Here is a 25,737-nt window from a genome sequence, read left to right on the forward strand (position 1 = left end):
TCCGAATCGATGGACATCGCCTCCACGAAGAACGGTGGCCGCGGCCGTCACCCCTCCTCGTCCGACGACGCGCACCCCAGCGGTGCCGACATCGGGTGGGGGATCACCGGGACCCTGCTGTCCGGGTTGATCGTCTGGGGAGGCGCCGGCTGGCTGCTGGACCGGTGGCTGGACACCCGCGTGTTCGTCGTGATCGGCATGCTGCTCGGGCTCGCCTCGGCCATCTACCTGGTGGTCACGAAGTACGGCGGAGCCACCGACCAGCCCGTGTCGATCAGCACCACGAGCTACAGCAAGATCAGCTCCAAGAGCTACACGAGCTACCGCAGGACCCCGGGCGGACGACGGAGCCGGCCACGGGCGCAAGAAGTGACGCAGAAGGGACACCGGTGACCTCCAGCGCCCACGCGCTCGCGAGCGTGCTCGCAGTCGAGAGCGACTCTGGCGGCGGCTTCGTGTCGCCGACCATCGAGGAGTTCTACCCGCCGTCGCTGGCGGAGTTCTCGCTGCTCGGCATCGACTTCACGATCACCCGCATCACGATCATCTCGTTCATCGCCACCGCGGCGATCCTGCTCTTCATGGTGCTGGCCACGCGCAACCCGACCATCGTGCCCCGCAAGGCGCAGTGGTTGATGGAGAGCGGCTACTCGCTCGTCCGGGACAACCTGGGTCGCGACGTCATCGGCCCGCGGTACAAGCCCTTCGTGCCGTTCCTGGGTGCGCTGTTCTTCTTCATCCTGGCGAACAACGCGATGAGCATCATCCCGTTCTTCCAGATCTCGCCGATGAGCAAGTTCGCCTACCCGTTGGTGCTGGCGATCCTGGTCTACATCCTCTACAACGTCGTCTCGATCAAGAACAAGGGCCTCGGCGGCTACCTCAAGGAGGTGGCGATCCCATCGGGGGTGCCGATCCCGTTCCTCCTGCTGGTGACCCCGATCGAGCTGCTGCAGATGTTCATCATCCGGCCGTTCACGCTCGCCGTGCGTCTGTTCGCGAACCTCTTCGCCGGACACATGCTGCTCGTCGTCTTCTCGCTCGGCACGGTCTACCTGCTGGGCAAGTTCGACGAGAACTACTCGGTCATCTTCGCGCCGTTCAGCTTCCTCATGGCACTGTTCATGACCTTCTTCGAGGTGCTGGTGATCGTGCTGCAGGCCTACGTCTTCACCGTGCTGACCGCCACCTACCTCAACGGAGCCGTCGAGAAGGCCCACTGAGGCCTGCTCGATCCACAGACGCACCACCCCGCCAGCCACCCGGGACCATCCCGGGTGACCGACACAGGAGGAACACCCCGCAATGGACGTTCTGGCAGAGCTCACCGGCAGCATCGGTTCGGTGGGCTACGGCCTCGCCGCCATCGGCCCCGGCATCGGTGTGGGCATCGTGTGGGCCGCCTACATCCAGGCGACCGCGCGCCAGCCCGAGTCCGCCGGTCTGACCCGTACCTACGCCTTCCTCGGTGCCGCCCTGTCCGAGGCGCTCGCGCTCATCGGCCTGGTCGTCCCCTTCATCTTCGGTTCCTGATCCCTTCCCAGGGATCGTCCACGAGACCCGTTGGAGGTGACGTCAGGTGAATCTCTTCGCTGCTGAGGGCGAACCCAACCCGTTGCTGCCGCCCGTCGGCGAGATCATCGTCGGGCTGATCACGTTCGCGATCCTGGCGTTCGTCGTCATCAAGTTCGTCTTCCCGATCATCGAGAAGACGTTCCAGGAGCGACGCAACGCCATCGAGGGCGGCATCGAGCGGGCGGAGGCCGCCCAGGCCGAGGCCAAGGCCGCGCTGGAGCAGTACCGCGCCCAGCTCGCCGAGGCCCGCACCGAGGCCGCGCAGATCCGCGACGCCGCCCGGGCCGAGGGCCAGCAGATCCTCGAGGAGCTGCGCACCCAGGCCCAGGAGGAGTCCGCCCGCATCGTCGCCCGCGGCGAGGAGCAGCTCGCTGCCTCCCGCCAGCAGGTGGTCAACGAGCTGCGCGGGCAGATCGGCTCGCTGGCGGTCACGCTGGCCGGCCGGGTCGTGGGGGAGTCCCTCGAGGACGACGCCCGTCGACGCGGCACCGTGGACCGGTTCATGGACGAGCTGGACGCCATGTCGTCGTCCACCCCGGCCACCGGCACCGGCGGCAGCACGGTCTACACGCCCGAGGGCAACCGCTGATGCAGGCGGCCAGCCGGGAGGCGCTCGCCACCTCGCGCGAGCGCCTGGGTCTGCAGACCGGGTCGCAGCAGGGCAGCCGGGCCGACGGCCAGGCGTTGCTCGGGCTGGCCGACGACCTGTTCTCGGTCGCCCACGTGCTCAGCGGTCAGGTCTCGCTCCGGCGGGCACTGGCCGATGCGTCCGTGCGGCCCGACGACCGGGCCGGCCTCGCGGACCGGCTGCTGCGCGGCAAGATCGGCGACGGCGCGCTGGACGTGGTGCAGACCGTGGCCCGCCAGCGCTGGTCGCGTCCCCTGGACCTGGTCGAGGCGGTCGAGACGCTGGCCACCGACGTCGCGCTGGACGCGGCGCAGGCCCGCGGGGAGCTCGACACCGTCGAGGACGAGCTCTTCCGGTTCGGCCGGATCATCGACGGCGACGCCGCACTGGCCCGCCTGCTCGGTGACCCCGCTGCCGACCGCCAGGGCAAGACGGCGCTGCTGGACCGGCTGCTGGCCGGCAAGGTCTCGCCGATCACCGAGCGGCTGGTGCGCAACGCGCTGACCAGCCAGCACGTGCACAACGCGGCCAACGCCGTCGAGCGGATCTCCGAGGCGGCCTCGGCGCGGCGCGGCCAGTCGGTCGCGCACGTGACCAGCGCGGTCGAGCTGGACGCCGCCCAGCAGCAGCGGCTGACCGCCATCCTCGAGCGGACCTACGGGCGCACCATCGGCCTGCAGGTCCAGGTCGAACCGGCGATCATCGGCGGCCTGGTCATCCGGGTCGGCGACGAGATCGTCGACGGCAGCATCGCGCACCGGCTGGAAGCTGCCGGCCGGCGCTTCGCCGGCTGAGCCGCCCGGTCGGCCGAGCAGGCCGACCACCGACCGCACCACCCCAGACAGCACCTGAGCAGGGAAGAGGACACCCGGGCCATGGCCGAGCTCACGATCTCCGCGGACGAGATCCGCAGTGCCATCCAGAACTACGTCACCGACTACGACACCGATGTCTCCCGCGAGGAGGTCGGCACCGTCACCGAGGCCGGCGACGGCATCGCCCGTGTCGAGGGCCTGCCCTCGGTCATGACCAACGAGCTCCTGGAGTTCGAGGGCGGCGTGCGTGGCCTGGCCCTGAACCTCGACGTGCGCGAGGTCGGCGTCGTGGTCATGGGTGACTTCGCCGCGATCGAGGAGGGCCAGACGGTCCGCCGGACCGGCCAGGTGCTCTCGGTGCCGGTCGGCGACGGCTTCCTCGGCCGCGTCGTGGACCCCCTCGGCGTGCCGATCGACGGCGCCGGCGACATCCAGAGCACCGAGCGCCGCGCCCTGGAGCTGCAGGCCCCCTCGGTGGTCCAGCGCCAGTCGGTGCACGAGCCCCTCGCCACCGGGATCAAGGCCATCGACGCCATGACCCCGATCGGCCGCGGCCAGCGCCAGCTGATCATCGGCGACCGCCAGACCGGCAAGACCGCGATCGCGATCGACACGATCATCAACCAGAAGGCCGCCTGGGCGACCGGTGACCCGCAGCAGCAGGTCCGCTGCATCTACGTCGCGGTGGGCCAGAAGGGCTCCACCATCGCCGGGGTCAAGGCCGCGCTGGAGGACGCCGGCGCGATGGAGTACACGACCATCGTCGCCTCGCCCGCCTCGGACTCGGCCGGCTACAAGTACATCGCCCCCTACACCGGCTCGGCCATCGGCCAGCACTGGATGTACGAGGGCAAGCACACCCTGATCGTGTTCGACGACCTGTCCAAGCAGGCCGAGGCCTACCGCGCGGTGTCGCTGCTGCTGCGTCGTCCCCCGGGCCGCGAGGCCTACCCCGGCGACGTCTTCTACCTGCACTCCCGCCTGCTGGAGCGCTGCGCGAAGCTGTCGGAGGAGCTCGGCGGCGGGTCGCAGACCGGCCTGCCGATCATCGAGACCAAGGGCAACGACGTCTCGGCGTACATCCCGACCAACGTCATCTCGATCACCGACGGCCAGATCTTCCTGGAGACCGGTCTGTTCAACTCCGGTGTCCGCCCGGCCATCAACGTGGGCATCTCGGTGTCCCGCGTGGGCGGCTCGGCGCAGACGAAGGCGATGAAGGCCGTCGCCGGTCGCCTGCGCCTGGACCTGGCCCAGTTCCGCGAGCTGGAGGCCTTCTCCTCCTTCTCCTCGGACCTGGACGCCTCCTCCCGCGCCACCCTGGACCGCGGTCAGCGCCTGGTCGAGCTGCTCAAGCAGGGCCAGTACGCGCCGTTCTCCCTCGAGCGCGAGGTCGTCTCGCTGTGGCTGGGCACCCGGGGCAAGCTCGACGTCGTCCCGGTGCCCGACGTGCGCCGCTTCGAGGGCGAGTTCCTCGAGTTCCTGTCCCGCGGTGACTCCGGGGTGCTCGACGCGATCGCCAACTCCAAGAAGCTCGAGGACGACACCGTCGGGAACCTCGAGTCCGCGGTGGAGGCCTTCTACGGCCAGTTCACGACCAGCGACGGCGAGTCGCTGCAGGTGAACGAGCCCGAGGTCGAGGCGATGGACGCGTCGCAGCGCGGCCAGGAGCGCGTCCAGGTCAAGAAGAAGGCCTGACCCGTGGCTGCCTCCCTCCGCGCGCTGCGGCGCCGCATCCGCTCCACCCGGTCGACGAAGAAGATCTTCTCGGCCCAGGAGCTGATCGCCGGTGCCCGCATCGTGCGCGCCCAGAACCGGGTCGAGGCCTCCAAGCCCTACGCCCGGGAGATCACCAAGGTGCTCTCGGCGTTGGCGTCCTCGGCGAGCCTGGACCACCCGCTGCTCACCGAGCGGGAGAAGCCGGGTCGGGTGGCGGTGCTGGTCATCACCTCCGACCGCGGCTTCGCCGGCTCCTACAACGTCAACGTGCTGCGCCGTACCGAGGAGCTGCTCGGCCTGCTGCGCAGCGAGGGCAAGGACCCGGTGCTCTACGTCGTCGGCCGCAAGGGCGAGACGTACTACCGGTTCCGCGACCGTGCGGTCGAGGAGACCTGGACCGGCTTCTCCGAGCAGCCCGGCTACGCCGACGCGCAGGCGGTCGGCAGCACCCTGATCAAGGCCTTCACCGCCGGTGAGGACGACGACCAGGGCAACGCCGACGGCATCGACGGCGTCGACGAGCTGCACATCGTCTACACGGAGTTCCGCTCGCTGCTGGCCCAGGTGCCCGTGGCCAAGCGGATGGCTCCCCTCGAGGTGGAGGAGGTGGAGGAGTTCGAGCACGAGCGCGAGGACGCGGCAGCCGGTCAGAGGTCGACCGACATCCCGACCTCGTACGAGTTCGAGCCCTCCGCCGAGTCGCTGCTGGACGCGCTGCTGCCGAAGTACATCAGCACCCGCATCTACGCCGCGATGCTCGAGTCCGCGGCGTCGGAGTCGGCCTCCCGCCGCCGGGCGATGAAGTCCGCCTCGGACAACGCCGAGGAGCTGGCCAAGAACCTCTCCCGGCAGGCGAACGCGGCCCGCCAGGCCGGCATCACCCAGGAGATCAGCGAGATCGTCGGCGGCGCCGACGCCCTCGTGTCCAGCGGGTCGGACATCTGACCCGTGACGACCACCTCTCAGACGCGACAGACCACGCAGTCGAGCGCGCCCCACACCAGCCAGGAGAAGCAGCGATGACCCTCACCGAGGACCGTCCGAGCACGAGCGAGACCACCGGCTCCGGCCGCGTCGTCCGGGTCACCGGCCCGGTCGTCGACGTCGAGTTCCCCCGGGACTCGATGCCCGAGCTGTTCAACGCCCTCAAGGTCGACGTCACCCTCGCCGACCTGGGCAAGACGCTGACCCTCGAGGTCGCCCAGCACCTGGGTGACAACGTCGTCCGCACCATCTCGATGGCGCCCACCGACGGCCTGGTCCGCGGCGCCGAGGTGCGCGACACCGGCTCGGCCATCTCGGTGCCGGTCGGCGACCAGGTGACCGGCCACGTGTTCAACGCGCTCGGCGAGTGCCTGGACACCCCCGGCTACGGCGAGGACGGGCTGCGCTGGACGATCCACCGCCACGCACCCAAGTTCGACCAGCTCGAGGGCCGCACCGAGCTGCTCGAGACCGGCATCAAGGTCATCGACCTGCTCACGCCCTACATCAAGGGCGGGAAGATCGGCCTGTTCGGCGGTGCCGGCGTCGGCAAGACGGTCCTCATCCAGGAGATGATCCGTCGCGTCGCCCAGGAGTTCGGTGGCGTGTCGGTGTTCGCCGGTGTCGGCGAGCGCACCCGTGAGGGCAACGACCTCATCACCGAGATGACCGAGTCCGGGGTCATCAACTCGACCGCGCTGGTCTTCGGCCAGATGGACGAGCCTCCGGGCACGCGTCTGCGGGTGGCCCTGTCGGCCCTGACGATGGCGGAGTACTTCCGCGACGAGCAGGACCAGGACGTGCTGCTCTTCATCGACAACATCTTCCGGTTCACCCAGGCCGGGTCCGAGGTCTCCACGCTGCTGGGCCGCATGCCCTCCGCCGTGGGGTACCAGCCGACCCTGGCCGACGAGATGGGCGAGCTGCAGGAGCGGATCACCTCGACCCGAGGCCGGTCCATCACCTCGCTGCAGGCCATCTACGTGCCCGCCGACGACATCACCGACCCGGCTCCGCACACCACCTTCGCCCACCTGGACGCCACGACGAACCTGTCGCGGCCCATCTCGGAGAAGGGCATCTACCCGGCCGTGGACCCGCTGGACTCCACCAGCCGGATCCTCGACGCCCAGTACGTCGGGCAGGAGCACTACGACACGGCGTCGGAGGTCAAGCGGATCCTGCAGCGCTACCAGGAGCTCCAGGACATCATCGCGATCCTCGGCATCGACGAGCTCGGTGAGGAGGACAAGGTCACCGTGAACCGGGCCCGTCGCATCGAGCGCTTCCTGTCCCAGAACATGTTCGTGGCCGAGGCCTTCACCGGGCAGCCGGGCTCCTACGTGCCGCTGACCGAGACCCTGCAGGCGTTCAAGGCGCTGACCCAGGGCGAGTACGACCACGTGCCGGAGCAGGCCTTCTTCATGTGCGGTGGCCTCGAGGACCTCGAGGCGAACGCCGCCAAGCTCAAGAAGTAGCTCCACCAGCACCGACCGACGGCCGGTCACCCCTCGCGGGGTGGCCGGCCGTCGTCGTCCCGGGTGTCCGAGGGCGGTTCGACCTGCGTCGGGCAGGTCGCCGGAGTCCCACTATGATCGCCGTCGAGGGCGACGCGGTGCGGCGTGGCCGATCTCCCGCTGACCCACCCCACCCGTTCGGGTGGACATCGCCGTCAACGCTCGGCGCGGGGCAGCGTTCGTCCGATGATCATCGCAAGGAGCACCGAGGCACCCCGGTGCGCGGCAGGAGAAGACAGCGTGGACGACAGCCCGCAGCTCGCAGCGACCCCGGTCGCCGGCGCGGAGCCGATGCTGACCCCCGCCGGGACGCCGACCGAGGACCACCCGTCGGGTCCGCTGGCGTCCCTGGGCACCGGTGACGAGTCCGACTGGTGCTGGCCGCCCTACGCGCCGCCCCCGCCGGCCGACGTCCCGCGCTTCGACATGGCCGAGTGGGCACCGAGCTCGACGGTCCGCCGCCCGCTGGTCCGCCTGGGCCGCTGGACCCTGCTCTACCGCCGGGGCTGACGCCCGCGCCGGGCCGGCCCGCCCGGGCCCGTATGCTGGAGACCGATCCGTCACCGCGAGGTGACCAGCTCGCCGGTTCGACCGGCGGACCCCGAGGAGTGTCGTGGCGACCCTGCAGGTCGAGCTCGTGGCCGTGGAGCGCAAGATCTGGTCCGGTGAGGCGACGATGGTGATCGCCCGGACCACCGAGGGAGAGCTCGGCGTGCTGCCCGGCCACGCGCCGCTGCTCGGTGAGCTCGCGCCCGGTGGCGTCGTCACCATCCGCGTCGACGGCGGCGAGGACCTCGTCGTCGCCGCCCACGGTGGGTTCCTGTCGGTGACCGAGCAGGGTGTGTCCATCCTGGCCGAGACCGCCGAGATCGCGACCGAGATCGACGTCGAGCGGGCCCGCCAGGCGCTGAGCCGGGCAGAGGGCGCCGCGGACGACGACGAGGAGGCGCTCGCCGCCGCCCGTCGCGCCCAGTCCCGCCTCCGCGCCGCCGGCCAGGCCGCCTGAGACCCGCGACCGCGACGACCGAGGACCGGGGCCCGTGGCGCTGAGCACCGTGCTGCTGGTCCTCGTCGCGGTCCTGGTCGTCGCGCTGGTCGCGACGTTCCTGCTGCGCCGCCGGTTCCTGCTCAGCGGCCTGGGCGCCGTCACCATGTGGCTGCGCCCGGTGGGTGCACCCCGCTGGTCCGTCGGTGTCGCCTGGTATTCCGGTGAGGAACTGCTCTGGTACCCGGCGCTCTCGCTGTCGGTCCGCCCGACCCAGCGGCTGTGCCGCACGGAGTTCCACGTCGAGGGCCGGCGGCGGCCCACCGTCGAGGACGGTGCCGTGCCCGCCGACAGCCAGGTGCTGATCTGCCGCACCGGCGGCGGCCCCCGGGAGCTGGCCATGGACCCCTCGACGGTGACCGGCTTCCTGTCCTGGATCGAGTCCTCGCCGCCGCTGGGCCGCTGACCCGCTACTCCTGCGCGGCGGCCGCCCGCTGGGCGTGGGCGCCGCTGTGCGCGCCGGGCTCCCACAGCACGTCACCGCCCGGGTTCGCCTCCCGGGACAGGATGAACAGCAGGTCCGACAGCCGGTTGAGGTACTTCGCCGTCTCCTCGTTGGTGCGCTCCGCGTCGGCCTCGAGCAGGGCCCAGACCCGGCGCTCGGCCCGCCGGGCGACGGTGCGCGCCTGGTGCAGGAACGCGGCCAGCGGCGTCCCGCCGGGCAGGATGAACGAGTTCAGCTTGGGCAGCTGCTCGTTGTGCTCGTCGCAGGCCGCCTCCAGCCGCTCGGTGTAGGCGGCGGTGATCCGCAGCGGCGGGTACTCCGGGTTCGGGGGGATCGGCGTGCACAGGTCGGCCCCGACGTCGAAGAGGGCGTTCTGCACGCTGCGCAGCAGCTCGGCCAGCGGCGCCGGGGGTGACCCCAGCGCGAGCGCCAGGCCGAGCACCGAGTTGGTCTCGTCGACGTCGGCGTAGGCGGCCAGCCGGACGTCGGTCTTGGCCACCCGGCTCATGTCGCCCAGGTGGGTCTGCCCGGCGTCGCCGGTCTTGGTGTAGATGCGGGTGAGCCGGACGGTCATGCCCGCAGCGTATGCGGGGTGGTCTCCTACTGTGGAGCGGTGGACTGCTTCGAGGTGACCGGCGGGACGTCGCTGCGCGGACGGGTGCGGGTGACCGGCGCGAAGAACAGCGCGCTCAAGCTGATGGCTGCGGCGCTGCTGGCCAGCGGCCGGACAACGATCGAGGAGGTCCCCGACATCCTCGACGTGACGATCATGAGCGAGGTGCTGCGCCGGCTGGGCTGCGGCGTGGAGTTCCAGCGCTACACCGACGGCCGGGGCGGGGGCGGTGGCCGGGTCGTCGTCGACGTCCCGGAGATGCCCTCCAGCGAGACCGACTACGACCTGGTGCGCCGGATGCGGGCCTCGATCAGCGTCCTGGGCCCCCTGGTGGCCCGCTGCGGGCAGGCCAAGGTGGCGCTGCCCGGTGGCGACGCGATCGGCTCCCGCGGGCTGGACATGCACGTGGCCGGCCTGGAGCGGCTGGGCGCCACCGTGCGCAGCGAGCACGGCTTCCTGATCGCCACCGCCCCGCGGCTCATCGGCACCTCCATCTGGTTGGACTTCCCGTCGGTCGGCGCCACCGAGAACCTGGTGATGGCCGCGGTGCTGGCCGAGGGCACCACGGTCGTGGACAACGCCGCGCGCGAGCCCGAGATCGTGGACATCTGCCAGATGCTGAGCGAGATGGGCGCGCAGATCTCCGGTGCCGGGTCCTCCACGATCACCGTCGAGGGCGTCACCGAGCTGCACCCGGTCACCCACACCACCGTCCCCGACCGCATCGTGGCCGGCACCTGGGCGATCGGTGCGGTGATGACCCGGGGCGACGTCGTGATCGAGCGCGCAGCCCCCGAGCACCTGTCGGTGGCGCTGGACAAGCTGCGCGCGGCCGGTGCGACCGTCGAGCAGGTCGAGGGCGGCGTCCGGGTGGCGATGGTCGAGCGGCCCACCTGCGTCGACGTCGTCACGCTGCCCTTCCCCGGCTTCCCGACCGACCTGCAGCCGATGGCCGTCGCGCTGGCCGCGGTGTCCACCGGCACCGCCCTGATCACCGAGAACGTGTTCGAGGGCCGCTTCATGTTCGTCAACGAGCTGGTCCGGCTGGGCGCCGACGTGCGCATCGACGGCCACCACGCCGTGGTCCGCGGCCGGGAGCGGCTGTCCAGCGCACCGGTGCTGGCCACCGACATCCGGGCCGGTGCCGGCCTGGTGCTGGCCGGGTTGTGCTCCGACGGGGTCACCGAGGTGGCCGACGTGCACCACGTCGACCGCGGCTACCCCGACTTCGTGGAGCAGCTGCGCGGGCTGGGCGCCACGATCGAGCGGACCCACCGCGACCGCGACACCTGAGCGGCCGGCTCAGCCGTTCTGGAAGGTGCCGGCCAGGGCGCGGGCGCGGCCGGCGTCCTCCGGGAAGACCAGGACGTCGGCGCGGTGCGGGGCCGGGTACCGGATCGTCGAGCGGATCCCGGCGTCGGACAGCACCGCTCGCAGCGCGAGCGCGGACTCCTTGCGGGTCAGCGTCGCGACCCGGGTGAGCAGGCCGTCCTCGGCGGAGGGCCGCTTGGTGGGCTTCGGGCTGCTGGACGCGAACGCCCAGCGCAGGAACACCGCCAGGACGACGAGCACCAGGAACGCGATGGCCGGGCCGACCGCGTAGTGCAGGCTGCCCGCATCGATGGGCACAGCGGTCTCCTCCCCGTCGGTGGACCGCCCCCGAGTGTGCCACCGCGTGAGCTGTTCGACATCGTGGTTACCGGCCGGTAGCCCTACACTCCGCGGACATGCCGAACCCTTCAGCGCCGAAGGACCGCGACCGCCCCTGGGTCATGCGCACGTACGCGGGCCACTCGTCCCCGGCCGAGTCCAACGCCCTGTACCGCCGCAACCTGGACAAGGGGCAGACCGGCCTGTCGGTGGCCTTCGACCTGCCCACCCAGACCGGCTACGACCCCGACCACGAGCTGGCCGCCGGCGAGGTGGGCAAGGTGGGCGTGCCGGTCAGCCACATCGGCGACATGCGTGCGCTGTTCGACGGCATCCCGCTGGACGAGATGAACACGTCCATGACGATCAACGCCACCGCGATGTGGCTGCTCGCGCTGTACCAGGCCGTCGCCGAGGAGCACGGCCACGACGTCGCCGCGCTGACCGGGACGACGCAGAACGACATCGTCAAGGAGTACCTGTCGCGGGGGACCTACGTGTTCCCGCCGGCGCCGAGCATGCGGTTGATCACCGACATGGTCGCCTACACCGTCACCGCGCTGCCCAAGTGGAACCCGACCAACATCTGCAGCTACCACCTGCAGGAGGCCGGCGCGACGCCCGTGCAGGAGATCGCCTACGCGATCAGCACCGCGATCGCCGTCCTGGACTCGGTGCGCGACTCCGGCCAGGTGCCGGCCGAGCGCTTCGGCGAGGTCGTCGCCCGGATCTCCTTCTTCGTCAACGCCGGGGTCCGGTTCGTCGAGGAGATGTGCAAGATGCGCGCCTTCGGTCAGCTGTGGGACGAGCTGACCCTCGAGCGCTACGGCGTGCAGGACTCCAAGCACCGCCGCTTCCGCTACGGCGTGCAGGTCAACTCCCTGGGCCTGACCGAGGCGCAGCCGGAGAACAACGTGCAGCGGATCGTGCTGGAGATGCTCGCGGTCACGCTGTCCAAGGACGCCCGGGCCCGCGCCGTGCAGCTGCCGGCCTGGAACGAGGCGCTGGGCCTGCCCCGGCCCTGGGACCAGCAGTGGTCGCTGCGGCTGCAGCAGGTGCTCGCCTTCGAGACCGATCTGCTGGAGTACGACGACCTGTTCACCGGCTCGGTCGTCGTCGAGGCCAAGGTCGCCGAGATCGTCGAGGGCGCCCGGGCCGAGATCGCCCGGGTGCAGGAGATGGGCGGCGCGGTCGCGGCCGTCGAGTCGGGCTACATGAAGGGCCAGCTGGTCGGGTCGCTGGCCGAGCGTCGACGCCGGATGGAGTCCGGGGACGACGTCGTGGTCGGGGTCAACAAGTTCACCTCCACCGAGCCCAACCCGCTCACCGCCGACCTGGACACCGCGATCCAGACCGTCGACCCGGCCGTGGAGGCCGCGGCGCAGGAGGCGCTGGTCCGGTGGAGGGCCGACCGGGACGACGCCCGGGTGGCCGCGTCGCTGGACGCGCTGCGCACCGCGGCCGGCACGACCGAGAACCTGATGACCGCCAGCCTGGAGTGCGCCCGCGCCGGCGTCACCACGGGGGAGTGGGCCGGGGTGCTGCGCGAGGTGTTCGGGGAGTACCGGGCACCCACCGGGGTCTCGGCCGCGAGCACCGGCGAGGCCGACGTGTCCCTGGCCGACGTCCGCGAGCGGGTCCGGGCGACCGGCGAGGAGCTCGGTGGGCGGCTGCGCTTCCTGGTCGGCAAGCCCGGCCTGGACGGGCACTCCAACGGCGCCGAGCAGATCGCCGTCCGGGCCCGGGACGCCGGCTTCGAGGTGGTCTACCAGGGCATCCGGCTGACCCCGGCGCAGATCGTCTCGGCCGCGGTCGAGGAGGACGTGCACGTGGTGGGCCTGTCGGTGCTGTCCGGCTCGCACCTGCAGGTCGTGCCCGCGGTGCTCGAGGGCCTGCGCGCGGCGGGTCTGGACGACGTCCCGGTGGTGGTCGGCGGCATCGTGCCCGACGCCGACGCGCGGCGGTTGAAGGAGCAGGGCGTGGCCCGGGTGTTCACCCCGAAGGACTTCGGGATGACCGACATCATGGGCCAGATCGTGGACGTCGTCCGCGAGGCCAACGACCTCTAGAAGGACCCCCTCGCCCCCCACGACGCGCTCCGCACGCCGCGGGCCCCTGCGAGGGAGCCGTTCCAGCACCTCACCTGGTCCAGGGGCCGAAGCGGACGTCGACGCCGGGGGAGAAGAGCACGCTGTCCGGCGCCCCGGTGACCGGGACGCCGGCGGCGGCGGTCAGCTCCTCGTCGAGCTCGACGAGCTCCGCGCGGTGCAGCGGCCACTCCGGGTGCTCGTTGGGCCAGTAGGCGGTGCGGCCCAGGAAACCGCGGTGCAGGCCCCAGCGGCTGGTGAGGAAGCGGTCCAGCGGCGCCGGGTCGGCGATCTGCTCGCCGACCCGGACCGCGACGGTGCTGTGCGCACCGCGGGGCCCGGGCCACCGGCGCCGGGAGGTGTAGCGGGTGACGTCGCCGTCCGTGGTGACCCGCATGCCGGCGAAGACGTAGGGCAGCCGGGCCACCCACCGGGCGGCGAGCACCGGGAGCAGGCGATCGGCCTCCAGCGAGGCGAAGACCACGCCGCGGCGGCCCTGCTCGTCGACGGAGTACAGCCGCACGTTGGTCTCCGCGAAGGAGCCCAGGTAGGGCAGGCCGGGCAGCCCGAAGAAGCCGATCCGGCGCATCCGGAAGGGGATCAGCCCGACGTAGGTCGCGCCGTCGACGGTGTCCGGGCGGGTGCCCGGCGGCAGGTGCGGGGCGACCAGGTCGGGGTCCACCGCCCAGTGCAGGAAGGCGAGGTCGCGCCAGCCCTGGGTGAACAGCGTCGAGGTCAGCGGGCGCGGGGCGGTGGGGGTGACCGGTTCTGGGTGCACGCCCCCAGGGTGCCCACACCCGGCGACTCGACACCGGCCCGGAGCCGTGGTGTGGTCGCTCACATGAGCGAGCTGGCTGCGCCGCGGGTCGAGCGGCAGGACGACGTCGTCACGGTGACCATGTGCCGCCCCACCAAGCGCAACGCGCTGTCCCGGGAGCACCTGACCCAGCTGCTGGCCGCGGTCCGGCAGGTGGGGGCCACCGACGCGTCGGCGCTGGTGCTCGCCGCCGAGGGCCCGGTGTTCAGCGCCGGCCACGACTTCGCCGACGTGGCCGAGAAGCCGCTGGCCGAGGTCCGGTCGCTGCTGGAGCTGTGCACCGAGCTGATGCAGACGCTGCACGAGGTGCCGCAGGTCGTCGTCGCCCGGGTGCACGCGCTGGCCACCGCGGCCGGCGCCCAGCTGGTCGCCTCCTGCGACCTCGCGGTGGCCGCGGAGTCAGCGGGCTTCGCCGCCCCCGGGGGCAAGGGCGGCTGGTTCTGCCACACCCCGATGGTGGCCATCGCGCGCAACGTGGGTCGCAAGCGCGCGATGGAGCTGGCGCTCACCGGCGACGTCATCGACGCGGCGACCGCCCTGGAGTGGGGCCTGGTCAACCGGGTCGTCCCCGACGCCGAGCTCGACGGGGCGGTCGCCGACCTGGTCCACCGGGCGACCCGGGGTTCGCGGGCCAGCAAGGCGTGGGGCAAGCAGGCGATGTACGCCCAGCTGGACCGGCCGGAGGCCGACGCCTACCTGCAGGCGGTGCAGACGATGGCCGCGGCGTCCCAGCTCGACGGCGCCCGCGAGGGCATGGCGGCGTTCCTGGGCAAGCGCCCGGCGGTGTGGACCGACTGACCCGCGGGCTCACCGGAAGTCCCGGGACACCGTCTGCACGGTGATCGCCAGCTTCTCGATCCGGTCGGCGACCAGGTTCACCACCCCGGCGTTCCGCTCGACCCGGCCACGGATCACCAGCGCCCCGGACTCCCGGGCGACCCGGCGGTAGCGGGCCCACACCCCGGCCGACACGATCACGTTCACCAGCCCGGTCTCGTCCTCGAGGTTGAGGAAGGTGGTGCCCCCGGCGGTGGCCGGCCGCTGCCGGTGGGTCACCACGCCGCCGACGTGGACGCGGGTCTCCGACACCGCCGAGCTCAGTGCCGCGGCCGACAGCACCCCGGCGGCGTCCAGGTGCGCCCGCACGTGCTGCACCGGGTGGCTGTCGGGGGAGATGGAGGTCGCCCACAGGTCGGCCATGGTCTGCTCGGCGCCGCTCATGCCCGGCAGCACCGGCGGTGCCTCGTCGCCGGCCGTGCCCGGCAACCGGTCGGGACGCTCGCGGGCGGCCCGGCCGGCCTCCCACAGCGCCTGCCGGCGGGACAGCCCGAGCGGGTCGAACGCCCCGGCGGTGGCCAGGGCCTCCAGCTGCGGCGTGGTCAGCCCGACCCGCCGGGCCAGGTCGGCCATCGAGGCGAACGGCCCGGCGGCGTCCCGCTCGGCGACGATGCGGGTGGCCAGGTCCACCCCGATCGACCGGACACCGGCCAGCCCCAGCCGGACGGCGAACGCGCCGTCCCGGCGGTGGTCGTCGGTGTCGAAGGGCGCCTCGGGGTCGAACTCCCCGGGGTGCGGGTGGACGGCGGACAGGCACGCCGGGTCGCCGGTCGGGTGGGTGGCCCCCGCGTCGAGGGCCTCGAGGTCGGCGTGCACCCCGGACCGGTGGATGTCGGGGGTGTGCACCTGCACGCCGTGCCGCCGGGCGTCGGCGACCAGCGTCTGCGGGGAGTAGAAGCCCATCGGCTGGGCGCGCAGCAGCGCGGCCAGGAACGCCGCCGGGTGGTGCAGCTTGACCCAGCTGGAGACGTAGACCAGCAGCGCGAAGCTGATCGAGTGGCTCTCGGCGAACCCGAAGTTCGCGAACGCCTCGATCTTGGCGTAGATGTCGTCGGCGAGGTCCCCGGTGATGCCGTGGGAGGCCATGCCGGCGAACAGCGTCTCCTTGAGCCGGCCGATCTTCTCCTTGCCGCGCTTGGAGCCCATCGCCCGGCGCAGCAGGTCGGCGTCGTCGCCGCTGCACCCGCCGACGGCCTGGGCGATCTGCATGAGCTGCTCCTGGAACAGCGGGACGCCCAAGGTGCGCTCCAGCACCGGCTCCAGCAGCGGGTGCGGGTAGGTCACCGGTTCCTGGCCCAGCTTGCGGCGGATGTAGGGGTGCACCGCCCCGCCCTGGATGGGGCCCGGGCGGATCAGCGCGATCTCGATGACCAGGTGGTAGAACGACCGCGGCCGCAGCCGGGGCAGGGTGCCCATCTGGGCACGGCTCTCGACCTGGAAGACCCCGATGGAGTCGGCCCGGCAGAGCATGTCGTAGACGCCGGGCTCCTCCTTGGGCACCGTGTCCAGCGTCAGGTACTCACCGGTGTGCCCGGCCACCAGGTCGAAGCAGTACTGCAGGGCGGCCAGCATGCCCAGCCCCAGCAGGTCGAACTTCACCAGCCCCATCGATGCGCAGTCGTCCTTGTCCCACTGCAGCACGGTGCGCTCCTCCTTGCGGGCGTGCTCGATCGGGCAGACCTCGCCCACCGGCCGGTCGGTGAGCACCATGCCGCCGGAGTGGATGCCCAGGTGGCGGGGGAAGCCCAGCAGCTGCCCGGCCAGGTCGACCACGGCCGGCGGGATGTCGTGGTCGGCGGTGGTGGTGGACACCGACCCCCACGACTCGACCTGCTTGGACCAGGCGTCCTGCTGGCCGGTGCTGTAGCCCAGCGCCTTGGCGACGTCGCGGACGGCCAGCTTGGGCCGGTAGGTGATCACGTTGGCGACCTGGGCAGCGTTGCGCCGGCCGTACTTGGCGTAGACGTGCTGGATGACCTCCTCGCGGCGGTCGGAGTCGAAGTCGACGTCGATGTCGGGCTCCTCCTCGCGGGTGGTGGCCAGGAACCGCTCGAAGGGGAGCCCGAACCGCACGGGGTCGACCGCGGTGATGTGCAGCAGGTAGCAGACCAGCGAGTTGGCGGCCGAGCCCCGGCCCTGGCAGAGGATCCGCTTCTCCCGGGCGACGGCGACCAGGTCGTGCACGATGAGGAAGTAGCCCGGGAAGTCCTTCTCGGCGATCACCGCCAGCTCGCGGTCCAGCCGGTCGGCGTACACCCGCTCGGTCTCGGGGGAGCGGGTGCCCGGCGGCCCGAACCGGTCGCCCAGCCCCCGCAGGCAGAGCTCGCGCAGCCAGGACATCGGGGTGTGCCCGGCGGGGATCTCCATCCGCGGCAGCTTCGGCTTGGCGGCCTCCAGCGGGAACGCCAACTCGTCGGCGATCTGCACCGACCGGGCCACCGCCCCGGGGTAGCGGGCGAACCGGGTCGCCATCTCCGCCCCCGACCGCAGGTGCGCGGCCCCGGCGGCGGCCAGCCAGCCGTCCATCTCGGCCAGTGAGCGCCGGGCCCGGACGGCGGCCAGCGCACCGGCCAGCCGCCGTCCGGCTGGGGTCGCCACGTGCACGTTCCCGGTCGCCACCACGGGCAGGCCGGCCCGGGCGGCCAGCCCGGCGACGGCGTCGTTGGCCCAGCTGTCGGTGGGGTGGCCGTGGTCGAACAGCTCGACCACCACCTGGTCCCGGCCGAACAGCGCGACCAGCCGGTCGAGCGCGGCGGCCGCCGCGTCCAGCCCGCCGGTGGCCAGCGCGGTGCGGACGGCGCCCTTGCGGCAGCCGGTGAGCACCAGCCAGTCCCCGGCGCCGGCCGCGGCGAGCTCCTCCAGGTCGTAGACCGGCCGGCCCTTCTCCTCCCCGCGCAGCTGGGCCTCGGTGATCGCCGCGGCCAGCCGGTGGTAGCCCACCGCGCCGCGGGCCAGCAGCAGCAGGTGGTTGCCCACCGGGTCGGCCACGCCCTGCTGCGGGCCGGGCAGCCCGAGGGACAGCTCCGCCCCGACCACGGTGGGCAGGTCGTGGGTCCGGGCCGCGTCGGCGGCCCGGACCACGCCGTAGAAGCCGTCGTGGTCGGTGACGGCCAGGGCGTGCAGGCCCAGCCGGACCGCCTCGGCGACCAGCTCCTCGGGGTGGCTGGCGCCGTCCAGGAAGCTGAAGTTGGTGTGGCAGTGCAGCTCGGCGTAGGGCACGACCGGGCGCTCGGGCTGCGGCAGCAGGAGCTCGGGCGGCGGGGCGTAGGGCTGCCGCTTGCGCGACCAGGCCGGGCTGTCGCCGCCGTCCCCGGCGACCGGTGCGCCGGGCCGGTGCCGGTCCGAGAGCGTGCGCTCCAGCTCCGACCACGGGATCGGGGGGTTCTGCCAGCCCATCAGGGGTGCTCCTGCTCGGTGCCGCGGGGGTCAGTCATAGCGGGCCTCCACCCACCAGCGGGCGTCGTCGTCGACGAGCAGCAACCAGGCACTGCCGTCCACGCCGACCACCTGGAACCGGGCCATCCGGCCGGCGGCGTCGTCCTCCCACCACCGCTCGTCGACCGCCCAGGGGCCGGCCCACGCCTGGATCGGCTGCCAGTCCGCCGGCCAGCCCTCCCGCGGTCGGTCACCGGAGATCCGCAGCCGGGTCGGGGCGGCCGACAGCACGCCGCGCTCGTCGACGGCGACGGGGGCGCCGTCCGGGCCGACCACCAGCGCGCCCACGGGCCGGGGCAGCACCGTGGTCGGCAACGGCGGCGGGAGCTGCCCGGGCCACGGCCGGTCACCGGCGCGGCGGGGGAGCGGTCGGTCGCCCCAGGGCACGAAGGTCAGCCGGTCGACCGGGCCCCGGCCGCCGCCGACGACGGCCGTGCCGACGGCGGCGTGGCCCAGCCGGCCCTGCATCCGGGTCAGCGCCCGGTGCAGCTGCTCGTCGGGCGCCCCGCCCCACAGGCCGTCGGCCTGCTCGCCGTGCGGGACGACGTCCTCGGGCACGAGGTCCACCCGGGCGACCGGGCCGGCCAGACCGCCGCCGCCGATCTGCCAGCGCACCCGGTCCACGACGTCGGCCGCGGTGAAGAACCGGGGGTGCAGCCAAGTGCGGGTGATCAGCCCGCCGCGGTCGTCGCGGGTCTCCACCCGCAGCCCGGTGCAGACCAGCACCTGCGCGGCGAGCGCGGCGACGAAGGCGTCGGCGGTGGACCGCAGGGTGAACGCCACCTGGTCCACCCGGTCCAGCGGCGGGTCGAACTCGACGACCCGGGTCAGCTCCGGGGGTGCCTCGCGGCGCTGCAGCCGCTGCTCGTCGACGCCCCGGGCCAGCCGGTGCGCCCGCACCCCGTCGGCGCCGAACCGGGCAGCCACGACGCTGCCGTCGAGCTCGGCGAAGGCGCCCACGGTGCGCAGCCCGAGCCGGCGCAGCAGGTCCACGGCCGCCGGGTCGCCCAGCAGCGGACCCAGCACCTCGACCGACAGCCCGGCCAGGAACGACGCCGCCGCCCCGGGGTCCACCACCCGGGTGCGCGGTGCGGTCCCGTTCGTCGTCCGGGCGGCCTGCTCGGCGACGAACGGACCGTCGGCCACCCCCGCCCGGGCGCCGGGCACCCCGGCGTCGGCCACGCTGCCCAGCCCCGCGGCCGCCGCGTCGGCCTCCCCGCCCAGGTAGCGGCTGAGCCCGCCGGCCCGGACCGCGCAGGTGCCCGGCCGCACGACCTGCACCCCGGGCGCGACCGACTCCACGGCCTCGAGCACGGGCTCGAAGGCCCGGGCCTCCAGCCGGGGGTCGTGCGGGAAGACCACGAGCTCGGGGCAGCGCGACTGCGCCCCCCGGATCCGCAGGCCCCGGCGCAGCCCGACGGACCGGGCCGCGGCCGAGACCGCGAGCAGCCGCCCCGCCTCCAGCACCGCGGCCGGTCGGTCCGGCGGGGACCCGGCGGCCTGGCGGGCCGCGGTGACCGGCCAGTCCGGGCACCACAGCACCAACGTCCTGCTCACGATGTCTTGCTCACGACGTCCTGCTCACGGGTGTCCTGCTCACCCCGCCGCCGACCGGGTCAGCGTCGCCGCCGGGCGCACCGGCAGGTCGCGGGCCGCCTCGCGGACGGCGAGCACCCGGCCCTCCCGGTCGGGCAGCCACAGCCGGGCCTGCCGCGGCCGGGCCGTGCGGCGGGCGTGCACCGTCACGGTCGCCAACCGGCCGGACAGGTGGCCGTGCCCGGCGCCCAGGCCGTGCCAGTCGCCGTCGGTGAGGCTCAGCTCCGCCTCGCTGCGCGGCCACCGCCCGCACACCACCAGCGCCGTGCCCCGCTGCCGCAGCCGGACGGCCAGCCGCCCCGCCTCGGCGTCGCCCACCGGGCCGGGGGGCCCGACCAGGACGACGGCCAGCGCCCCCACCAACGAGCTCACCACCGCCACCAGCTCGGGACCGGGGTCGGGCACCAGCACCGTGCGGTCCAGGTCGACGCCCATCGCCGCAGCCGCCTCGGCGCCGAACCCGGGCACCCCGACCACGCCGCACCACTCACCGGCCGCGGACGGCCCGGCCAGCAGGGCGGTGGCCAGCGCGACCGACCCGAGCACCGAGTAGGCCGCACCGGTGGACAGCGCCCCGCCGGGCAGCAGCGCGGCCAGGGCGGGGAGGGTCTCCAACGGGCGTCCGGGGGTGGTGATCCCGAACCGGCGGTCGGCCTGGCCGGCCGCCGCCCGGGCGGCGGCCAACCGGTCGGCGCGGGGCGCGCGCAGCAGCGCAGCCGGGGCGGTCGGGTCGTCGGTCACCGGGGAATGGTCGAACACGTGTTCGATCGATGTCAAGCCGGCATGCGGCGGGAACACCCGCGCCGCAGGTCGGTTGAGAACGGGGTGCGCACACCGATGCTGACCCGGCGGAGGGTCGTCGACTTCGGTCGGGTGACCTCCAAGGCTTGACGGCGGCCCGTCCCCGCCGTCCGTCCCCGCCCCGAGAGGTCCTCCCCGTGCTCTCCCGCCTCCGCCGCACCCCCTTCGCGGCCCAGGTCCTCATCGCCCTCGTCGTCGGCGTGGGCCTCGGCCTCGTCGCCCGGGCCATCGGCACCGTCCCCGGCTCGTTCGTCGACGGCGAGCTCGTCCCCGGCACCGACCAGAACTGGCTGACCTCGACGCTGGACACCATCGGCTCGACGTTCGTCGGGCTGCTGCGGGTCATCGTCATCCCGCTGATCGTCACCGCGATCATCGTCAGCATCGCCAACCTCAAGCAGGTCGGGAACGCCGCCCGCCTGGCCGGCCAGACGCTGCTCTGGTTCGCCGTCACCGCGCTGATCGCGGTGTCCATCGGCATCGGCCTGGGCCTGCTCACCCAGCCCGGCCGCAACAGCTCGGTGTCGGAGTCGGCGGCGCAGGCCCCCGCGACGACCGGCGGGTGGTGGGACTTCCTCACCGGCCTGGTGCCCGGCAACATCCTGGGCCTGGAGGGCTCTCCCGACGGGTCGATCTCGTTCAACGTGCTGCAGCTGATCGTCGTCTCGGTCGCCGTGGGCATCGCCGCGCTCAAGGTCGGCGAGGCCGCCGAGCCGTTCCTGTCGGTCACCCGCTCCGCGCTGGCGATCGTGCAGAAGGTGCTGTGGTGGGTCATCCTGCTGTCCCCGCTGGGCACCCTGGGCCTGATCGGCAACGCCGTGGCCAGCTACGGCTGGGAGTCCCTGGGCAGCCTCGGCGTCTTCGTCGGCGCGGTGTACGGCGGCCTGGCGATCGTGCTGCTGGTGGTCTACCCGGTACTGCTCAAGCTGCACGGGCTGTCGGCCCGGCGGTTCTACGCCGGCGCGTGGCCGGCCATCCAGCTGGGCTTCGTGTCGCGCTCCTCGATCGGCACGCTGCCGGTGACCGAGCGGGTGACCGAGGCCAACCTGGGCGTCCCACGGTCCTACGCCTCCTTCGCCGTCCCGCTGGGCGCCACCACCAAGATGGACGGCTGCGCGGCGATCTACCCGGCGCTGGCGGCGATCTTCGTGGCCCAGTTCTTCGGCGTGGACCTCGGCATCACCGACTACCTGCTCATCGCCCTGGTCTCCGTGGTCGGCTCGGCCGCCACCGCCGGCGTGACCGGTGCGGTGGTCATGCTGACCCTCACGCTGTCCACGCTGGGCCTGCCGCTGGCCGGGGTCGGCCTGCTGCTGGCCGTCGACCCGATCCTGGACATGGGCCGGACGGCGACCGACGTCGCCGGCCAGGCGCTCGTCCCGGTGATCGTGGCCGAGCGGGAGGGCATCCTGGACCGCGCCACGTTCGACGCCACCACCACGGTCGACCCGGTCCGCTCGCTGGGCGAGACCGACGTGCAGAAGCAGCCCGCCACGGTCTGACCCGGGGCACGGACGCCGGCGCGGTAGCGTCGGCGTCCGTGCGCTTGGTGATCGCGACGTGCTCCGTCGACTACGTGGGGCGGCTGACCGCCCACCTGCCCACGGCCACCCGGCTATTGCTGGTCAAGGCCGACGGGTCGGTGTCCGTGCACGCCGACGACCGGGCCTACAAGCCGCTGAACTGGATGACCCCGCCCTGCACGCTCAAGGACGAGCTGGTGGACGGCGCGGGCACCTGGACGGTGGTCAACAAGGCCGGCGAGCAGCTGGTCATCACCATCGACCAGGTCTTCCACGACGTCCGGCACGAGCTCGGGGTCGACCCCGGCCTGCAGAAGGACGGCGTGGAGGCCGAGCTGCAGCGCCTGCTCGCCCTGCACGTGGAGACCTTCGGTGCCGGCTGGGCGCTGGTCCGGCGGGAGTACCCGACGGCGATCGGCCCGGTGGACCTGCTCTGCCGGGACGCCGCGGGGACGACGGTGGCCGTGGAGATCAAGCGCCGCGGCGAGATCGACGGCGTCGAGCAGCTGACCCGCTACCTGGAGCTGCTCAACCGGGACCCGCTGCTGGCCCCGGTCCGGGGCGTGTTCGCCGCCCAGGAGATCAAGCCGCAGGCCCGGGTGCTGGCCCGCGACCGCGGCATCGACTGCGTGACCGTCGACTACGCCGTCCTCAAGGGCACCGACGACCCCACCCAGCGGCTGTTCTGAGACCTGCTTCACGCCCTGCGCTGGTTACCGGCCGGTAACCAGCTCTGGCAGACTCGCCTGACCAGGGTGCGACGACGAGGTCGCGCCGGGACGAGGGAGTGGCAGCGTGGCCAGAGAACTCAGCCAGGTCGGGGTCGTCGGACTGGGCACCATGGGCGCCGGCATCACCGAGGTGCTGGCCCGGGCCGGGCTGGACGTGACCGCCGTCGAGGTCTCCGCCGAGGCGTTGGAGCGCGGCCGGGGGCACCTGGAGCAGTCCACCGCCAAGGCCGTCGAGCGCGGCAAGCTCGAGGCGGCCGACCGCGAGGAGATCCTGTCCCGGGTCCGCTGGTCGACGTCGCTGCAGGACCTCGCCCAGGCCGAGCTCGTGGTCGAGGCCATCCCGGAGCGGCTGGAGCTCAAGACCGCCGTCTTCGCCGAGCTCGACCAGATCTGCCCGCCGGACACCATCCTGGCCACCAACACCTCCAGCCTGTCGGTGACCGAGCTCAGCGTCGCCACCGGGCGGCCCAGCAAGGTCATCGGGATGCACTTCTTCAACCCGGCCCCGGTCATGAAGCTGGTCGAGGTGATCAGCACCGTGGTCACCGAACCCGGGGTGATCGACGACGTCGAGGCCCTGGCCGCGCGGCTGGGCAAGACCGACGTGACGGTGGGGGACAAGGCCGGCTTCATCGCCAACGCCCTGCTCTTCGGCTACCTCAACCACGCCGTCTCGATGTACGAGAACAAGTACGCCAGCCGCGAGGACATCGACGCCGCCATGCGGCTGGGCTGCGGCTTGCCGATGGGTCCGCTGGCGCTCATGGACCTGATCGGCATCGACACCGCCTACGAGATCCTCGACACGATGTACAAGCAGTCCCGCGACCGGCTGCATGCCCCCAGCCCGATCATCAAGCAGCTGATGACCGCCGGGCTGCTGGGCCGCAAGACCGGCCGGGGCTTCTACGGCTACGCCGGGCGGGACTCCGCCGAGGTCGTGCCCGATGCGCAGACCCCCACCCCCGGCGGTGCGGCCGAGGGCGCCCGGCCGGTGCAGAAGGTCGGCCTGGTCGGCTCGGGCACGATGGCGACCGGGATGATCGAGGTGTTCGCCAAGGGCGGCTACGACACCACGTTCGTCGCCCGCACCCCCGAGAAGGTCGAGGCCGTGCTGGCCGCGATCGGCAAGAGCCTGGACAAGCAGGTCACCCGCGGCCGGCTCGACGAGGACGGCAAGGCCGCGGTGCTGGCCCGGCTGACCGGCACCACCGACCGCGCCGACCTGGCCGACGTCGACCTCGTGGTCGAGGCGGTCGTGGAGTCGCTGGCGGTCAAGCAGGAGCTGTTCGCCGAGCTGGGCCGGATCTGCAAGCCCGGTGCGGTGCTGGCCACGACCACGTCGTCGCTGCCGGTCATCGAGTGCGCCAAGGCCAGCGGCCGGCCCGGGGACGTCGTCGGGCTGCACTTCTTCAACCCGGCCACGGTCATGAAGCTGGTCGAGGTGGTGTCCACGATCGCCACCGAGGACGAGGTCGCGGCCACCGCGCACGCGGTCTGCGCCCAGCTGGGCAAGCACGCCGTCTCCTGCACCGACCGGGCCGGCTTCATCGTCAACGCCCTGCTGTTCCCCTACCTCAACGACGCGGTGCGGATGCTGCAGGCGCACTACGCCACCGCCGACGACATCGACGCGGCGATGAAGGTCGGCTGCGGCTACCCGATGGGGCCCTTCGAGCTGCTGGACACCGTCGGCCTGGACGTCTCGCTGGCCATCGAGCGGGAGCTCTACACCGAGTTCCGCGAGCCCGGCTTCGCCCCGGCCCCGCTCCTGGAGCACCTGGTCACCGCCGGCTACCTGGGCCGCAAGACCGGCCGGGGGTTCCGGGACCACAGCGCCGCCCGGTAGCCCTCGGTAACCTCGGGCCCGACATGGGCAGGGGACGGCGGCGGCCGCACGCAGGTGCGCGGCCACCGCTGTCCCGCCCGCAGCCGGTGGAGAGCGCCGGTGATGGCGACTGGGTGGTCCGGCAGGTCACCGGGGCCGCGAGCACCCGCAGCTACCGGTGCCCCGGCTGCGACCAGGAGATCCGGCCGGGCACCCCGCACGTCGTCGCCTGGCCGGTCTACGCCCGGGACTCCGACCTCGACCCGTGGGACACCGAGTCCTCGGTCGACCTGCGCCGGCACTGGCACACCGCCTGCTGGCGGGCCCGCGACCGCCGTCGCTGACGCACCGCGTCAGGCCACCAGGCTGGCGTAGACGACGATGTTGTCGACGTAGCTGCGCCGCCAGCGGTCGAACTCCCCGCCGCAGGTGATCAGCCGCAGCTGGGCGTCCACGGTGGGCCCGTAGACCTCGGTCGTGGCGAAGGCGGTCTTGGGGTACTGGGCCACCCGGGTGACCTGGAAGGTCAGCGTGCTGCCGTCGGCGCGGGTGACGAGCACCTGGGCGCCGACCGGGATCTCCTCCAGCCGGAAGAACACCGCCGGCCCGGCCCGGGAGTCCACGTGCCCGGCCAGCACCGCCGGCCCGACCTCTCCCGGTGCCACGCCGTCGGCGAACCACCCCGCCTGGGCGAAGTCGGCCGGCGGGACGAGGGCCCCGGTGGCGTCCACGCCGATGCCGACCAGGCTGCTCTCCAGCCCCACGGCCGGGACGGACACCGCGACCGGGTCCGGTGCCGCCGTCACGCCGCCCGGCGCCTCCCGGATGACCGGCGCCGGCGGGAACCCGGCCACCGCCGCGGCGGGGGTCGGACCACGGGCGGCGAACGGGTCGAGCACGGCGAACGCACCCGCGGCCACCGCGACCACGACCAGCCCCCACCGCAGTGCGGTCAGCCAGGGACGGCGGCGGCGGTGCCGGCGTCGACGACCGGGCACGACGGGAGCCGGCCCTTATACACATCTCCGAGCCCACGAGACCAGAGAGGATCTCGGATGCCGGCTTCTGCTTGAAAAAAAAAAAAAACAGAC

25 protein-coding genes are annotated in these 25,737 nt (G+C 72.9%); 18 read left to right on the forward strand and 7 right to left on the reverse strand.

Annotated elements, in window-relative coordinates; all coding sequences use genetic code 11:
* The first annotated feature begins 9 nt into the window (after positions 1–9).
* The 11 genes from LFA75_RS17160 (at position 10) to LFA75_RS17210 (ending at position 8,689) form a co-directional block, all read left to right on the forward strand.
* Complete coding sequence (locus LFA75_RS17160; RefSeq protein ID WP_225234812.1) at positions 10–393, forward strand: AtpZ/AtpI family protein; 384 nt, start codon at positions 10–12, stop codon at positions 391–393.
* A gap of 26 nt (positions 394–419) precedes the next feature.
* Positions 420–1,223 carry a F0F1 ATP synthase subunit A gene (atpB, locus tag LFA75_RS17165; protein ID WP_225234813.1) on the forward strand — a complete coding sequence of 268 codons (804 nt, stop codon included), beginning with the start codon at positions 420–422 and terminating at the stop codon, positions 1,221–1,223.
* 82 nt (positions 1,224–1,305) lie between these two features.
* Positions 1,306–1,533, forward strand: coding sequence for an ATP synthase F0 subunit C (atpE, locus tag LFA75_RS17170; protein WP_055765746.1), 228 nt, complete (start codon positions 1,306–1,308; stop codon positions 1,531–1,533).
* Positions 1,534–1,579: 46 nt separating this feature from the next.
* Positions 1,580–2,164, forward strand: a complete 585-nt coding sequence (locus LFA75_RS17175; RefSeq protein ID WP_225234814.1) for a F0F1 ATP synthase subunit B — start codon at positions 1,580–1,582, stop codon at positions 2,162–2,164.
* Positions 2,164–2,997: a F0F1 ATP synthase subunit delta gene (locus tag LFA75_RS17180; RefSeq protein WP_225234815.1), complete on the forward strand. Its 834-nt coding sequence runs from the start codon at positions 2,164–2,166 to the stop codon at positions 2,995–2,997. The genes LFA75_RS17175 and LFA75_RS17180 overlap by 1 nt, the downstream gene beginning before the upstream one ends.
* A gap of 81 nt (positions 2,998–3,078) precedes the next feature.
* Complete coding sequence (atpA, locus tag LFA75_RS17185) at positions 3,079–4,716, forward strand: F0F1 ATP synthase subunit alpha (RefSeq protein ID WP_225234816.1); 1,638 nt, start codon at positions 3,079–3,081, stop codon at positions 4,714–4,716.
* A gap of 3 nt (positions 4,717–4,719) precedes the next feature.
* The gene (locus tag LFA75_RS17190; protein WP_225234817.1) at positions 4,720–5,682 is read left to right on the forward strand and encodes a F0F1 ATP synthase subunit gamma; all 963 of its coding nucleotides are present in this window, start codon (positions 4,720–4,722) and stop codon (positions 5,680–5,682) included.
* A 74-nt stretch (positions 5,683–5,756) separates the two neighbouring features.
* Positions 5,757–7,199: a F0F1 ATP synthase subunit beta gene (gene atpD / locus LFA75_RS17195; RefSeq protein ID WP_225234818.1), complete on the forward strand. Its 1,443-nt coding sequence runs from the start codon at positions 5,757–5,759 to the stop codon at positions 7,197–7,199.
* A gap of 279 nt (positions 7,200–7,478) precedes the next feature.
* Positions 7,479–7,748 (forward strand): hypothetical protein, encoded by a 270-nt coding sequence (locus LFA75_RS17200; protein WP_225234819.1) that lies wholly within the window; start codon positions 7,479–7,481, stop codon positions 7,746–7,748.
* A gap of 103 nt (positions 7,749–7,851) precedes the next feature.
* On the forward strand, positions 7,852–8,244 hold the full coding sequence (locus tag LFA75_RS17205; protein ID WP_225234820.1) for a F0F1 ATP synthase subunit epsilon: 393 nt from the start codon (positions 7,852–7,854) through the stop codon (positions 8,242–8,244).
* Positions 8,245–8,278: 34 nt separating this feature from the next.
* Complete coding sequence (locus LFA75_RS17210; RefSeq protein ID WP_225234821.1) at positions 8,279–8,689, forward strand: DUF2550 domain-containing protein; 411 nt, start codon at positions 8,279–8,281, stop codon at positions 8,687–8,689.
* Between the two features lie 4 nt (positions 8,690–8,693).
* Here LFA75_RS17210 and LFA75_RS17215 read toward each other — a convergent pair whose 3' ends face one another.
* A complete protein-coding gene (locus tag LFA75_RS17215) occupies positions 8,694–9,302 on the reverse strand; it encodes a cob(I)yrinic acid a,c-diamide adenosyltransferase (protein WP_225234822.1) in 609 nt (202 codons plus the stop codon).
* 39 nt (positions 9,303–9,341) lie between these two features.
* On the opposite strand from LFA75_RS17215, the gene murA reads away from it, so the two are divergent.
* The gene (gene murA / locus LFA75_RS17220; RefSeq protein ID WP_225234823.1) at positions 9,342–10,634 is read left to right on the forward strand and encodes a UDP-N-acetylglucosamine 1-carboxyvinyltransferase; all 1,293 of its coding nucleotides are present in this window, start codon (positions 9,342–9,344) and stop codon (positions 10,632–10,634) included.
* 9 nt (positions 10,635–10,643) lie between these two features.
* Here the strand turns inward: murA and LFA75_RS17225 are convergent, their stop codons facing one another.
* A complete protein-coding gene (locus tag LFA75_RS17225; RefSeq protein WP_225234824.1) occupies positions 10,644–10,970 on the reverse strand; it encodes a hypothetical protein in 327 nt (108 codons plus the stop codon).
* 98 nt (positions 10,971–11,068) lie between these two features.
* Here LFA75_RS17225 and LFA75_RS17230 point away from each other — a divergent pair, with 98 nt between their 5' ends.
* Positions 11,069–13,060, forward strand: a complete 1,992-nt coding sequence (locus LFA75_RS17230) for a protein meaA (protein WP_225234825.1) — start codon at positions 11,069–11,071, stop codon at positions 13,058–13,060.
* A gap of 70 nt (positions 13,061–13,130) precedes the next feature.
* Here LFA75_RS17230 and LFA75_RS17235 read toward each other — a convergent pair whose 3' ends face one another.
* Positions 13,131–13,856, reverse strand: coding sequence for a YqjF family protein (locus LFA75_RS17235; RefSeq protein WP_225234826.1), 726 nt, complete (start codon positions 13,854–13,856; stop codon positions 13,131–13,133).
* A gap of 63 nt (positions 13,857–13,919) precedes the next feature.
* Here LFA75_RS17235 and LFA75_RS17240 point away from each other — a divergent pair, with 63 nt between their 5' ends.
* Entirely contained in the window at positions 13,920–14,693 is a 774-nt protein-coding gene (locus LFA75_RS17240) for an enoyl-CoA hydratase-related protein (protein ID WP_225234827.1), read from the forward strand.
* A 9-nt stretch (positions 14,694–14,702) separates the two neighbouring features.
* On the opposite strand, the gene LFA75_RS17245 is transcribed toward LFA75_RS17240, so the two are convergent.
* From LFA75_RS17245 to LFA75_RS17255, 3 genes are read right to left on the reverse strand one after another with little or no spacing between them, the layout of a single operon-like run.
* Entirely contained in the window at positions 14,703–18,128 is a 3,426-nt protein-coding gene (locus LFA75_RS17245; protein ID WP_225234828.1) for an error-prone DNA polymerase, read from the reverse strand.
* 30 nt (positions 18,129–18,158) lie between these two features.
* On the reverse strand, positions 18,159–19,724 hold the full coding sequence (locus LFA75_RS17250) for a DNA polymerase Y family protein (RefSeq protein ID WP_225234829.1): 1,566 nt from the start codon (positions 19,722–19,724) through the stop codon (positions 18,159–18,161).
* Positions 19,725–19,763: 39 nt separating this feature from the next.
* Complete coding sequence (locus LFA75_RS17255) at positions 19,764–20,504, reverse strand: hypothetical protein (RefSeq protein WP_225234830.1); 741 nt, start codon at positions 20,502–20,504, stop codon at positions 19,764–19,766.
* A 197-nt stretch (positions 20,505–20,701) separates the two neighbouring features.
* Between LFA75_RS17255 and LFA75_RS17260 the strand changes: the two genes are divergently transcribed.
* The 4 genes from LFA75_RS17260 to LFA75_RS17275 all read left to right on the forward strand — a co-directional run bounded on the left by LFA75_RS17260 (position 20,702) and on the right by LFA75_RS17275 (position 24,990).
* Positions 20,702–22,066, forward strand: a complete 1,365-nt coding sequence (locus LFA75_RS17260) for a dicarboxylate/amino acid:cation symporter (RefSeq protein WP_225234831.1) — start codon at positions 20,702–20,704, stop codon at positions 22,064–22,066.
* 38 nt (positions 22,067–22,104) lie between these two features.
* Positions 22,105–22,776, forward strand: a complete 672-nt coding sequence (gene nucS / locus LFA75_RS17265; RefSeq protein ID WP_225234832.1) for an endonuclease NucS — start codon at positions 22,105–22,107, stop codon at positions 22,774–22,776.
* Between the two features lie 106 nt (positions 22,777–22,882).
* The gene (locus LFA75_RS17270; protein ID WP_225234833.1) at positions 22,883–24,667 is read left to right on the forward strand and encodes a 3-hydroxyacyl-CoA dehydrogenase family protein; all 1,785 of its coding nucleotides are present in this window, start codon (positions 22,883–22,885) and stop codon (positions 24,665–24,667) included.
* A 23-nt stretch (positions 24,668–24,690) separates the two neighbouring features.
* Positions 24,691–24,990, forward strand: a complete 300-nt coding sequence (locus LFA75_RS17275; RefSeq protein WP_225234834.1) for a hypothetical protein — start codon at positions 24,691–24,693, stop codon at positions 24,988–24,990.
* Between the two features lie 9 nt (positions 24,991–24,999).
* Here LFA75_RS17275 and LFA75_RS17280 read toward each other — a convergent pair whose 3' ends face one another.
* Complete coding sequence (locus LFA75_RS17280; RefSeq protein WP_225234835.1) at positions 25,000–25,566, reverse strand: class F sortase; 567 nt, start codon at positions 25,564–25,566, stop codon at positions 25,000–25,002.
* Positions 25,567–25,737 lie beyond the last annotated feature (171 nt).

Source organism: Klenkia terrae, from assembly GCF_900491935.1.
GTDB classification, from domain to species: Bacteria; Actinomycetota; Actinomycetes; order Mycobacteriales; family Geodermatophilaceae; genus Klenkia; species Klenkia terrae.

Excerpts from the sequence above, each read along its gene's own strand:
- LFA75_RS17160 (WP_225234812.1), top strand. The coding sequence starts at position 10 with ATGGACATCGCCTCCACGAAGAACGGTGGCCGCGGCCGTCACCCCTCC.
- atpE (WP_055765746.1), top strand. The coding sequence starts at position 1,306 with ATGGACGTTCTGGCAGAGCTCACCGGCAGCATCGGTTCGGTGGGCTAC.
- LFA75_RS17180 (WP_225234815.1), top strand. The coding sequence starts at position 2,164 with ATGCAGGCGGCCAGCCGGGAGGCGCTCGCCACCTCGCGCGAGCGCCTG.
- atpA (WP_225234816.1), top strand. The coding sequence starts at position 3,079 with ATGGCCGAGCTCACGATCTCCGCGGACGAGATCCGCAGTGCCATCCAG.
- atpD (WP_225234818.1), top strand. The coding sequence starts at position 5,757 with ATGACCCTCACCGAGGACCGTCCGAGCACGAGCGAGACCACCGGCTCC.
- LFA75_RS17215 (WP_225234822.1), bottom strand. The coding sequence starts at position 9,302 with ATGACCGTCCGGCTCACCCGCATCTACACCAAGACCGGCGACGCCGGG.
- LFA75_RS17230 (WP_225234825.1), top strand. The coding sequence starts at position 11,069 with ATGCCGAACCCTTCAGCGCCGAAGGACCGCGACCGCCCCTGGGTCATG.
- LFA75_RS17240 (WP_225234827.1), top strand. The coding sequence starts at position 13,920 with ATGAGCGAGCTGGCTGCGCCGCGGGTCGAGCGGCAGGACGACGTCGTC.
- LFA75_RS17245 (WP_225234828.1), bottom strand. The coding sequence starts at position 18,128 with ATGGGCTGGCAGAACCCCCCGATCCCGTGGTCGGAGCTGGAGCGCACG.
- LFA75_RS17275 (WP_225234834.1), top strand. The coding sequence starts at position 24,691 with ATGGGCAGGGGACGGCGGCGGCCGCACGCAGGTGCGCGGCCACCGCTG.